Consider the following 10,853-nt stretch of genomic DNA (forward strand, 5'->3'; position numbering starts at 1 on the left):
TCAGCTCAACGTCATGCCTCAACCTCTACTCGTGCGCTGCAGACCTGGCTGAGATGTGCGTTTACGTCTGCACCAGACTGCGTCGTCGGGTCCATTCCGGCAAATTCAATTTTGCAGGCCCGACTCGATATCGCGCCCGTGCCGATGTTCAGCATCGACGACCTGCGCATGCCCACGCGCGACGGCGAAGAAATCGGCGTGCGCGTGTATCAGCCGAAGGAGCCGAGCTGGGCGCAGCCGTCCGGCGCGCTGCTGTTCTTTCGTGGCGGCGGCTTCACGGTCGGCAGCGTGCAGACGCACGATGCCCTGTGCCGCAAGTTCGCGCAGGATGCGGACTGCGCGGTCGTATCGGTCGATTACCGGCTCGCGCCCGAGCACAAGTTTCCCGTCGCCGTGAACAATGCCTTCGACGCGTTGCAGTGGCTGGTGCGCGAAGCGGCGACGCTAGGCATCGATCCGGCGCGCATCGCGGTGGGCGGCGACAGCGCGGGCGGCACGCTCGCCACCGTCTGCGCGACGCTCGCGCGCGATGCCAATATCGCGCTGCGTCTGCAGATGCTGATCTATCCGGGCACGAGCGCGTGGCAGAAAACCGCATCGCACGCGCGGCTGGCCGAAGGTTATTTGCTGTCGGCCGATACGATCCAGTGGTTCTTCGCGCAATACGTGCGCGACGCGCGCGATCGCGACGACTGGCGCTTCGCCCCGCTCGATGCGGCGGCCGGCGTGCCGGTGACGCTGATGCGCTATGAAGGCATGATCCACGAGTTTTTCAAGATGGGCGGATTCGTGCCGGACGTCGCGGCCGCGCACGCGGACGCGGTAAGCGCGCTGCGGGAAGCATTGCAGGAGTGAGACGATCCGCCGCGCATCGACTATCGCGCGGCACCTTGACGAATGTCTGAAAACCCGTTCATCGCGATCGAATCCCGTTCGCGCCGATGTTAGGATGCCTGCCTTCCCACGCATTCCCAAGCACCGAGTTGTCAATCAGACGGATTTCCTACGTGCTCCTGATCGCCGCGACGCTGGCGATCGTCGTGCTGCTCGTCGCGTTCAACGTAGTGAATCTTCGCGAAGCGCACGGCGACGGCCCGCCGCATTACGCACGCGTCGCGAACATGCGCGAGTGGATCAATCCGCTGCCGGTCGTGATCGCGGTGGATCTGGCGACGGCGCTGATCATCGCGTGGTCGGTGCATCTGATCGTTCGACGCAGACGCGAGAATCCCTGACCATCAGGCAATCACAAACTCGAACGCGCGCTCGAAGCGTCCCGGCCGCACGATGCGATGCGAACCGTCGTCGTCGCTGCGCTCCTTGATCGTGAGCGACCATCCGGCCGCATCCGCCTCGACGCGCAAGGCTGTCGTGCTGCGCGTGCCGTATTCGGGCGTATCGATAAATGCCGCCGACAACACCCGTTCGCGCTCGATGGACAAACCCGTCGCGGGCAGTGCGGCGTCGTCGGCCATGCGCGGATCGCGCAGCGTGTCGATCAGCAGATCGAGCGATGGCGCTTCGTCGGCGTGAATCAGATCGCGTAACGCATCGCGCTGCGCGACCAGCTTCGGCCACGGCGTGTTCAGCAGACTGTTCGACAAGCCGTGCACGCCGGCATCGAGCAGGGCGGGCGGCGCATCGGCGCGATTGCCGTACCAGCCGAGTTCGCGTCGCGTGAAATCGCCCACCAGCAGATTGAAGCCGTTATAGCGATGACCTTCATCGGCCACGCGTCGCAGATAGTCCATCGGCGCGGTGCGCGCGCCGGCCAGATAGGCGCTGACCAGCGTGCCGCGCGTCGGCGCATCGGGACGGACGTCGCCGGGCGCGCGATAGTTCGTCAGCGCGGCAAAGCGCCCGTCGCAGCTCACGCCGAGCCAGGTGCCGCCGCCCGTCAGATCGCGGCCCGCGAGCACGCCGGGCGCATCGGTCCACCAGTGCATCGGCTCGGCGTCGCGGCGAATGAATTCGTCGCGGTTGGCCGACAGCGTGAGCAGCGCGCGTTTCCCGTCGGGCGACGCGTTCGGCTGCCAGTCGAAAACGATCAGGCACATAAGGCGCGCGTCACTCGTCGGACGGGTAGGCGTAGGGCAGCGCCAGGAAAGTCAGCGCCGGACCACCTGCCGCGCCGACGTGCACCGAGCTTTTATCGAGCGCGGCGAGCTTGATCTCGACCAGGCAATCGACACCGCCGTCTTGCGCGGGCGCGGCGTTGATCACCATGCCGCAGGGCTGGCCGGGATCGTCGGCGTTGAACAGTTCCGCGCCGGGCGTGGCCGCCTGGGCGTGCGCGAGCGCCGTGCGACGCTTGATCGTGCCGCGATACTGGCTGCGCGCGACGATCTCCTGTCCCGGATAGCAGCCCTTCTTGAAATTCACCGCGCCGAGCACGTCGAAGTTGACCATCTGCGGCACGAACTGCTCGACGGTCGCGTGCGTGATGCGCGCCTCGCCCGCGTGGATGTCGAGCCAGTCCCACATCGTGTCGGGCGCGCGCTTGAGCGTTTCATCGAGCCGGGCGAAATGTGCCTCGACGTCCGCTTTCGGGCCGACCCACAGGAAACGCGGACGTTTCGCGGCATCGGGCATGCGGATCAGCGCGCCGTGCGGACCTTCGACCTTGACGTGCACGCCGTCGGGCAGCGCATCGAAAATGCCGGACAGCGCTTTGCGCACGTCGCCGGCGAAACCGACGGCCGCGATTTCCGGCGTCGCATCGGAGAGTTTGGCCTTCGAGCGCAGCACGAACATCGACAGCCGTTTTTGCACGGCGGCCTGGACGTCGTGCGCGATCAGCAGGCGGACCGCATCGGTGCTGCGCCACATCAGGAACGAGCCGAGCAGGCGGCCCTTCGGCGAGCAGTAGCCGGCAAGGCGCGCGGTCGATGCATCGAGATGCTGGACGTCGTTGGTGATCTGGCTATGCAGGAAGGACGCGGCGTCCTCGCCTTTGATGTCGATCACGCCGAATTGCGTCAGCGGCATGTAGACGCCGGCCGTGGTCATGGCGTCGAAGTCGGAAGCAGCAAGTGTGGAGTTCGGGGAATTCATGGAATGAAGTGCGGTCAATCCTATCGTTCGTTCTCGGTCATTCTGACCGGGGCGCGGGCAGTCAAGTTATTATATTGGTCTTATTCCCAGCGCGTTTCGCATGTCCCTTCTGAAGAAATTCATCGTGGCGATGCTGCTGGCCGCGGTGCTCGCGGCAGCCGTCGCCGGCGGCGTCTACTGGTGGGCTAATCGGCCGATGCCGCTCACCCCGGCCGAACTCGACGTCACCATCAAGCCCCATAGCAGCCTGCGCAGCGTCACGACCCAGCTCACGCGCGGCGGCGGGCCCGTCGAACCGGAGCTGTTCGTGCTGATGACGCGCGCGCTCGGCCTGTCCGCGCAGCTCAAATCGGGCAATTACGCGTTCAAAAGCGGCGTCACGCCGTATGAAGTGTTGCAGAAAATCGCCCGAGGCGATGTGAACGAATACGTCGCGACGGTCATCGAAGGGTGGACGTTGCAGAAAATGCGCGCCGAACTGGACGGCAATCCGGCGCTCACGCACGACACGGCCGGCATGAGCGACGTCGATCTGCTGAAGGCGATCGGCGCGACGGACATGGTCGACAAAACCTCCGCCGAAGGGCTGTTCTTCCCGGACACGTACTTGTTCGACAAGGGCGCGAGCGATCTGGCCGTCTACAAGCGCGCCTACAAGGTCACGCAGCAGCGCCTGAACGAAGCCTGGGCGACGCGCGCGCCGAATCTGCCTTACAAAACGCCTTATGACGCGCTGATCATGGCGTCGATCGTGGAGAAGGAAACCGGCCGCGCGCAGGACCGGCCGCTGGTCGCGGCGGTGTTCGCGAACCGCCTGCGTATCGGCATGCCGCTGCAGACGGACCCGAGCGTGATCTACGGGCTCGGGCCGGCGTATGGCGGTCATCTGAAGAAAAAGGACCTGCAGACGGACACTCCGTACAATACCTACACGCGCATGGGTCTGCCGCCGACGCCGATCGCGCTGCCGGGCGTCGCGGCGCTGAACGCCACGCTCAATCCCGCCGCGAGCAATGCGCTGTATTTCGTGTCGCGCGGCGACGGCAGCAGCATCTTTTCCGACAATCTGGGCGACCACAACAAGGCCGTCGACAAGTACATCCGGGGTCAATGAATGGCGCGGGGCAAGTTCATCACGTTCGAAGGCATCGATGGCGCGGGCAAGACCACGCATCTGGACTGGTTTCGCCAGCAACTCGCCGCCAAGCTCGAAGGCAGCGGCCGTCAGGTCGTGATGACGCGCGAACCGGGCGGCACGCCGCTCGGCGAAACGCTGCGCAGCATCCTGCTGAACCAGCCGATGGACCTCGAAACCGAGGCGCTCCTGATGTTCGCCGCGCGCCGCGAACATCTGGCGCAAGTGATCGAACCGGCGCTCACGCGCGGCGACTGGGTGCTGTCGGACCGCTTCACGGACGCGACGTTCGCGTATCAGGGCGGCGGACGCGGCCTGCCGCGCGACAAGCTCGAAGCGCTGGAGCGCTGGGTGCAGGGCGGTTTTCAGCCGGATCTGACCGTGCTGTTCGACATTCCGACCGATACCGCGAGCGAACGCCGTTCCGCCGCGCGCGCGCCGGACAAGTTCGAAAGCGAATCGGAGACGTTCTTCGAGCGCACGCGGGCGGAATATTTGCGTCGCGCGGAAGAGGCGGCGGATCGCTTTTATATCGTCGATTCGTCGCGGCCCATCGACGAAATCCGCCTGAAACTGGAAACGGTCGTAGCCGACCTCTGATCGATACCCGATGGAATCCGAATCCCGATGATCTACCCCTGGCAAACCGGCGACTGGCAACGTCTCCAGCAATTGCGCGCGCATTGGCCGCATGCGCTGCTGCTGCATGGGCAGCAGGGCATCGGCAAGTTCGCGTTCGCGCAGCATCTGGCGAAGGGCCTGTTGTGCGAGACGCCCGCCGCGAACGGCGAGCCGTGCGGAACGTGTCCGGCCTGTCACTGGTTCTCGCAAGGCAATCATCCGGATTACCGGGTCGTGGTGCCGGAGATTCTCGCGGGTCTGGTGGCGCCCTCCGGTGACGGCGATGCCGACGCGTCTTCCGCATCGGACGACGGCGACGAAGGCAAGAAATCGCGCGCGCCGAGCAAGGAAATCCGCATCAAGCAGACGCTCGCGCTGGTCGATTTCTGCACGCTGGCGTCGCATCGCGGCGGCTTGCGGGTGATCGTGCTGTATCCGGCGGAAGCGCTCAATGTCGAGGCATCGAACGCGCTGTTGAAGACGCTCGAGGAACCGCCGCCGGGCGTCGTGTTTCTGCTCGTGGCGTCGCGTATCGATCAACTGTTGCCGACCATCGTCAGCCGATGCCGTCAGTGGCCGATGACGCTGCCCACGCCCGACGAAGCCGGCGCGTGGCTCGCGAAACAGGGCGTGGACGATTCCGCCGCGCTGCTTGCGGAAGCCGGCGGCGCGCCGCTCAAGGCGCTCGCGCTCGCCGAGGACGAAAATCGCCCGCTGCGGGATTTCACGCTTCAGCAACTCGCCGCCGGTCCGAATTGCGATGCCTTCGCCTGCGGTGAAAACCTTCAGAAGCTGCCGGTGCCGGTGGTGCTCGGCTGGCTTCAGCGCTGGCTCTACGATCTGCTCGCGCAACGCACGGCGGGGCGCCCGCGCTATTTTCCGGGCGCGGCGAAAGCGCTCGCGCGTTGCGCCCAGAGCGCCGATCCCGCCGCGCTCGCGCGTTACACGAAAACGGTCACGCTGCAACGCGCGGTGGAAAATCATCCGCTCAACGCGCGTCTCGTGTTCGAGGAACTGTTCATCGCCTATCGCAGCATCTACGCCGCGTGACTGATTCGACGACACCATGAACTTTGCCTATCGCGACGCCACGCTGGACGATTTGCCCGCCATCGTCGCCATCTACAATTCGACGATCGCCTCGCGGCAGGTCACGGCGGACCTCGATCCGGTGTCGGTCGAAAGCCGGATGGCGTGGTTTCACTCGCATGGGCCGCACTCGCGTCCGCTGTGGGTCGTGGAAGACGGCGGCGAACCGGTCGCGTGGCTGAGTTTTTCGGATTTCTACGGCCGTCCGGCCTATGCGCGCACGGTCGAGGTCAGCATTTATCTGCATGAGCGGGCACGCGGCCGAGGCCTCGGCAAGATGCTGCTGCGCGAGGCGCTGGAGCGCGCCGTCGCTCAACGTCGATACCGTACTCGGGTTCGTGTTCGGCCATAACGAGCCGAGCGTGAAGCTGTTCGCGAGCTTCGGCTTCGAGGCGTGGGGATCGCTGCCGCGCGTCGCCGTGCTCGATGGCGTCGAGCGCGATCTCGTCATTCTGGGCAAGCGGCTCGACGCGCCGGTCGCCACCATCGCCGCCGCTTGAGCACAAGGCCAGCAAGGAGCAACAGATGTTCGTCGATTCGCATTGCCATATCAACTTCGAAGGGCTGGGCGACCGCCTGCCCGACGTGCTCGACAAGATGCGCGAGCTGCAGGTCACGCATGCGCTGTGCGTATCGGTGGATCTGGAAACGCTGCCGTCCGTGCTCGATATCGCCGAGCGCTGCGAGAACGTCTATGCATCCGTCGGCGTGCATCCGGATCACGAGCATATGCGGGAGCCGAGCGTCGCGGAGCTGGTCGAACTGGCGCAACATCCGAAGGTGTGCGCGATCGGCGAGACCGGGCTCGATTACTACCGGCTCGAAGGCCGCAGCATCGACGACATGGAATGGCAGCGCGAGCGTTTTCGCACGCATATCCGCGCGGCGCATCGGACGGACAAGCCGCTGATCATCCATACGCGTTCGTCGTCGGCGGATACGTTGCGCATCATGCGCGAGGAGCGCGCCGAGGTGCCGGGCGGCGTCATGCATTGTTTCACCGAGCCGTGGGACGTCGCGGAGCAGGCGCTGGCGCAGAATTTCCATATTTCGCTGTCGGGCATCGTCACGTTCAAGAAGGCGACGGACGTGCAGGACGTCGCGCGGCGCGTGCCGATCGAACGGCTGCTGATCGAAACGGACTCGCCGTATCTCGCGCCGGTGCCGTATCGCGGCAAGCCGAATGAACCTGCTTACGTGAGCTATGTCGGACGTCATATCGCGCAATTGCGCGAGACGACGGACGAAGCCCTCGCGCAAGCGACGACCGACAACTTCTTCCGGCTTTTCAAGATCGCGCGACCCGTGGCGCATTGAGTTCCTTCGGGAACGCATCGCCCGCGAACCAACGCGTGACAATCGATTCAAGGTACTACCAAGGCAGGTCCGCTATGAAAAACTTCTCGATCGCATCCACCAAAACGTCCGCCCGCGCCGCATTGGCCGGCGTGTTCCTCGCCGCGTGCGCCATCGCCCACCCCGCATGGGCCGATTCGGTCGACTCGCTGATCAAGGCGGTCAAGTTCGACGACGTGTCGTCGGTGAAGAAATCGCTCGCGCAGGGCGCGGATCCGAACACGGTCGACAAGACGGGCACGCCGCTGTTGCTGATCGCGGCGCGCGAGAAGTCGGACAAGGTCGGCCAGTTGCTCGCCGAGAACCCAAAGACCGACCTCGAAAAACAGGATCCCGCCGGCGAAAACGCGATGATGCTCGCCGCGCTCAACGGCGACGCGACCTTCGTCAACGCGCTGATCGCCAAGGATGCCGAAGTGAACAAGAAGGGCTGGACGCCGCTGCACTACGCGGCGACCAACGGCCATGACGATGTCGTCAAGATCCTGCTCGACCATTCGGCCTATATCGACGCCGGTTCGCCCAACGGCACCACGCCGCTGATGATGGCCGCGCGCGGCGGGCATCTGTCGACCTGCAAGCTGCTGCTCGACGAAGGCGCGGACTTGCGCATCAAGAATCAGATCGGCATGACGGCGGCGGATTTTGCGACCAAGTACAACGAAAAAGATGTCGCCGAAGGCCTGCAGGCCCGCCTGAATTCGATGCAAGGCGGTGCCGCTCCGAGCGCAAACAGTGCAAAATAACGTCGCACGGTATCGAGGGGCGCGGGCGGTCTGAGAAGGCCGCCGCGCCGACACCGGATTGTCATCATCCGCCGCTCAACATAAAAGGAAGATCATGCTGCGGGAATTCGTCATCACCTGTGCTCTCGCGACGCCCGCTTGCGCGTTCGCGTTCACCGGAAGCGACCTGAACAAGCTCTGCACCAAAACCGACCCGAACTCCCGCACGGCGTGCGCCGCCTATATCGAGGGCGCGGCGGACGGCGTGTACAACACGATCGAAGCCATCGGCGGAACCTCGGGGCCGCAAATCGGCCAATACTTCTGTCTGCCGGCGGACGTGAAGCCGCAGCAATTGACCGACGCGGTGCGCAAGTACATCGCCGACAATCCCGACAAGGCCACCTTCAACGCGACCACGATGGTCTCGCTCGGTCTGGGCAAGGCGTTTCCCTGCAAGGCCGAACGTTAAACCGGCGACTGAATCCGGCGCGCGAGGCGGTCATCGGGCCGTCGCGCGCGGGGCTGGCATTGCAATTGCCTCCGTCCATCGCACGATAAACGGGCCGCGTCCCGTCAGGTATCACAACGTGACACACTGCTAGGAATCCCCTTGAGGGACGCGACCGCCGTATCCACCTTCGACAGGCCGATCCCGCGACGCTCATGCCTTCCTTCGACCGTTTTCTGGACCTCGCCGAGCGCCCGCTCGGCGCACTCGCCGTAGCCGCCATCGCGATCCTGTTCGCCATCGGCGTGCACCGGGTCGGCGCGCGCGTGCTGACACGCATCGCGCGTCCGTATCCGTTGATGAGCACGGTGCTGCGCTATATCGACACGCCGGCGCTGGTGCTGCTGATCATCCTCGGCATCGCCTTCGTGATCTTCGAGGCGCCGGATACGCTGCCGTTCATCGGCGTCCTGCGCGATATCGAGACCGTCGCGCTGATCGGCTCGATCACCTTCCTTGCGGTGCGATCGGCGGGCGCGGTCGGCGAGGCGATCGTGCAAGCGCATCCGCTCGATCGCGACGACAATCTCAACGCGCGACGCATCCACACGCAGGCCCGCGTGCTGGCGCGTTCGGTGATGGTGCTGATCGTGATCCTCGGTTTCGGCGCGGCGCTGATGGCCTTTCCGAGCGTGCGGCAGATCGGCGCGAGCCTGCTGGCATCGGCGGGCGTGGCCGGACTGGTCGCCGGTATCGCGGCGCGGCCGGTGCTCGGCAATCTGATCGCGGGTTTGCAGATCGCGCTGGCGCAACCGATCCGGCTCGACGATGTGGTCGTGATCGAAGGCGAGTGGGGCCGCGTCGAGGAAATCACCGGCACGTATGTGTCGATCCGGATCTGGGATCAACGGCGGCTGATCGTGCCGTTGCAATGGTTCATCGAGCATCCGTTCACCAACTGGACGCGCAATAGTTCGCAGATCATCGGCACGGTGTTTCTCTATGTCGATTACCGCATGCCGATCGCGCCGCTGCGCGAAGAACTGGAGCGGATTCTCGCGCATGCGCCGGAATGGGATGGCCGCGTGCAGGTTCTACAAGTCACCGACGCGACCGAACATTCCATGCAATTGCGCGCGCTGGTCAGTTCCTTCGATTCCGCGCTGAACTGGGATTTGCGCTGCCGGGTGCGCGAAGGCTTGCTGAGCTTCGTGCAGGCCGCGTATCCGCAATTCCTGCCGCGCGCGCGGGCGGATCTGTCGTCGGATCAGCATCATGTGGATTTCGCGCCGCCGCTCGAACGCGCCCAGCCGTATCAGCCGACGCCGCCGCAGGCGAGTACCGTCGATACGCCCGCCGATCCCGTCGCGAGTCGCGGCGAACTGAGCGGCCCGGACGCACGTGCCGCGCAGGCCGACAAGTCGCCGGCCAAGAGTCACTCGTGACGCACGCGGAAACCGAACCATCCATGGAAAGTCCAAAGACCAAAAAGGAGAATGAAAGCACATGAGCCGTCTCATCGTCGTATCCAACCGGGTCGCCACGCCGACCGAAACCAAGGGTTCCGCAGGCGGCCTCGCCGTCGGCGTGTTCGGCGCGCTGAAAGACAGCGGCGGCGTCTGGTTCGGCTGGAGCGGCGACGTGGTGACGGAAACCGTCGCCAATCAGGGTCCGAAACTGGAGCAGGACGGCGCGGTGACCTTCGCCACCGTCGGGCTGTCGAAGAAGGATTACGACCAGTACTATCGCGGCTTTTCCAACGCCGAGTTGTGGCCGGTCTTCCACTATCGCAACGATCTCGCCGTGTACGACCGCGACGAATATCACGGCTACCGGCGCGTCAATTCCTGGCTCGCGCACAAGCTCATCAAGCTGCTGCAACCGGACGACATCATCTGGGTGCACGACTATCATCTGATCCCGTTCGCCGAGTCGCTGCGCAGCGCGGGCATCAATAACCGGATCGGCTTTTTCCTGCATATCCCGTTTCCGTCGCTGCAGATTCTGTTGAATATCCCGCCGCACGAAGAACTGGTGAAGTCGCTGTGCTTCTACGACGTCGTGGGCTTTCAGACCGAGGGCGATCAACTCGCGTTTCACGATTACATCCGCCGGCACGCGCATGGGACCGTCACCAACGGCAATCGCGTCGAGGCGTTCGGGCGCACGCTGCAGACGGGCGTGTATCGCATTGGCGTGTTTCCCGATGAGATCGCGGAGCAGGCGGAGCGCGGCGAGGCGCGTCAGGACATGATAGACCTGAAGCAGAGCCTGGAAGGGCGCAAGCTGATCATGAGTCGGGCCTGCAAAATTGAATTTGCCGGAATGGACCCAACGACGCAGTCTGGTGCAGACGTAAACGCACATCTCAGCCAGGTCTGCAGCGCACGAGTAGAGGTTGAGGCATGACGTTGAGCTGAAA

The 10,853-nt window shown here is 64.6% G+C and carries 10 protein-coding genes and 3 pseudogenes; 11 read left to right on the forward strand and 2 right to left on the reverse strand.

The features are described 5' to 3' along the window. Nucleotides 1-123: 123 nt before the first annotated feature. Nucleotides 124-855, forward strand: a pseudogene (locus BVER_RS24075) (alpha/beta hydrolase); the annotation flags it as partial. Nucleotides 856-1,007: 152 nt separating this feature from the next. Further along, nucleotides 1,008-1,235 (forward strand): hypothetical protein, encoded by a 228-nt coding sequence (locus BVER_RS24080; protein ID WP_232316734.1) that lies wholly within the window; start codon nt 1,008-1,010, stop codon nt 1,233-1,235. Between the two features lie 3 nt (nt 1,236-1,238). On the opposite strand, the gene BVER_RS24085 is transcribed toward BVER_RS24080, so the two are convergent. Both BVER_RS24085 and ygfZ read right to left on the reverse strand, forming a co-directional pair. Beyond that, the gene (locus BVER_RS24085; protein WP_050455421.1) at nt 1,239-2,057 is read right to left on the reverse strand and encodes an NRDE family protein; all 819 of its coding nucleotides are present in this window, start codon (nt 2,055-2,057) and stop codon (nt 1,239-1,241) included. 10 nt (nt 2,058-2,067) lie between these two features. Then, nucleotides 2,068-3,054 carry a CAF17-like 4Fe-4S cluster assembly/insertion protein YgfZ gene (gene ygfZ / locus BVER_RS24090; protein ID WP_050455422.1) on the reverse strand — a complete coding sequence of 329 codons (987 nt, stop codon included), beginning with the start codon at nt 3,052-3,054 and terminating at the stop codon, nt 2,068-2,070. Nucleotides 3,055-3,154: 100 nt separating this feature from the next. On the opposite strand from ygfZ, the gene mltG reads away from it, so the two are divergent. The 9 genes and pseudogenes from mltG to BVER_RS24135 all read left to right on the forward strand — a co-directional run. Then, entirely contained in the window at nt 3,155-4,168 is a 1,014-nt protein-coding gene (gene mltG, locus BVER_RS24095) for an endolytic transglycosylase MltG (RefSeq protein WP_050455423.1), read from the forward strand. Beyond that, a complete protein-coding gene (gene tmk, locus BVER_RS24100; RefSeq protein ID WP_050455424.1) occupies nt 4,169-4,789 on the forward strand; it encodes a dTMP kinase in 621 nt (206 codons plus the stop codon). Nucleotides 4,790-4,816: 27 nt separating this feature from the next. Continuing rightward, a complete protein-coding gene (locus BVER_RS24105) occupies nt 4,817-5,860 on the forward strand; it encodes a DNA polymerase III subunit delta' (RefSeq protein ID WP_050455425.1) in 1,044 nt (347 codons plus the stop codon). A 16-nt stretch (nt 5,861-5,876) separates the two neighbouring features. Beyond that, nucleotides 5,877-6,399 (forward strand): annotated as a pseudogene (locus BVER_RS24110) (GNAT family N-acetyltransferase). Between the two features lie 25 nt (nt 6,400-6,424). Further along, the gene (locus BVER_RS24115) at nt 6,425-7,216 is read left to right on the forward strand and encodes a TatD family hydrolase (protein ID WP_050455426.1); all 792 of its coding nucleotides are present in this window, start codon (nt 6,425-6,427) and stop codon (nt 7,214-7,216) included. A gap of 74 nt (nt 7,217-7,290) precedes the next feature. Then, complete coding sequence (locus BVER_RS24120; RefSeq protein ID WP_050455427.1) at nt 7,291-8,001, forward strand: ankyrin repeat domain-containing protein; 711 nt, start codon at nt 7,291-7,293, stop codon at nt 7,999-8,001. A 94-nt stretch (nt 8,002-8,095) separates the two neighbouring features. Next, on the forward strand, nt 8,096-8,452 hold the full coding sequence (locus BVER_RS24125) for a Rap1a/Tai family immunity protein (RefSeq protein ID WP_050455428.1): 357 nt from the start codon (nt 8,096-8,098) through the stop codon (nt 8,450-8,452). A gap of 194 nt (nt 8,453-8,646) precedes the next feature. Beyond that, nucleotides 8,647-9,876 carry a mechanosensitive ion channel family protein gene (locus BVER_RS24130; protein WP_050455429.1) on the forward strand — a complete coding sequence of 410 codons (1,230 nt, stop codon included), beginning with the start codon at nt 8,647-8,649 and terminating at the stop codon, nt 9,874-9,876. Nucleotides 9,877-9,937: 61 nt separating this feature from the next. Further along, a pseudogene (locus BVER_RS24135) lies at nt 9,938-10,729 on the forward strand (alpha,alpha-trehalose-phosphate synthase (UDP-forming)); the annotation flags it as partial. Between the last annotated feature and the right edge of the window lie 124 nt (nt 10,730-10,853).

The sequence above is a fragment of the Candidatus Burkholderia verschuerenii genome (assembly GCF_001189365.1).
GTDB lineage: Bacteria > Pseudomonadota > Gammaproteobacteria > Burkholderiales > Burkholderiaceae > Caballeronia > Caballeronia verschuerenii.

What these genes read in the sequence shown, in the direction of transcription:
- BVER_RS24105 (WP_050455425.1), top strand. Translation starts at nt 4,817, where the DNA reads ATGATCTACCCCTGGCAAACCGGCGACTGGCAACGTCTCCAGCAATTG.
- BVER_RS24120 (WP_050455427.1), top strand. Translation starts at nt 7,291, where the DNA reads ATGAAAAACTTCTCGATCGCATCCACCAAAACGTCCGCCCGCGCCGCA.
- BVER_RS24115 (WP_050455426.1), top strand. Translation starts at nt 6,425, where the DNA reads ATGTTCGTCGATTCGCATTGCCATATCAACTTCGAAGGGCTGGGCGAC.
- BVER_RS24125 (WP_050455428.1), top strand. Translation starts at nt 8,096, where the DNA reads ATGCTGCGGGAATTCGTCATCACCTGTGCTCTCGCGACGCCCGCTTGC.
- mltG (WP_050455423.1), top strand. Translation starts at nt 3,155, where the DNA reads ATGTCCCTTCTGAAGAAATTCATCGTGGCGATGCTGCTGGCCGCGGTG.
- BVER_RS24085 (WP_050455421.1), bottom strand. Translation starts at nt 2,057, where the DNA reads ATGTGCCTGATCGTTTTCGACTGGCAGCCGAACGCGTCGCCCGACGGG.
- ygfZ (WP_050455422.1), bottom strand. Translation starts at nt 3,054, where the DNA reads ATGAATTCCCCGAACTCCACACTTGCTGCTTCCGACTTCGACGCCATG.
- BVER_RS24130 (WP_050455429.1), top strand. Translation starts at nt 8,647, where the DNA reads ATGCCTTCCTTCGACCGTTTTCTGGACCTCGCCGAGCGCCCGCTCGGC.
- tmk (WP_050455424.1), top strand. Translation starts at nt 4,169, where the DNA reads ATGGCGCGGGGCAAGTTCATCACGTTCGAAGGCATCGATGGCGCGGGC.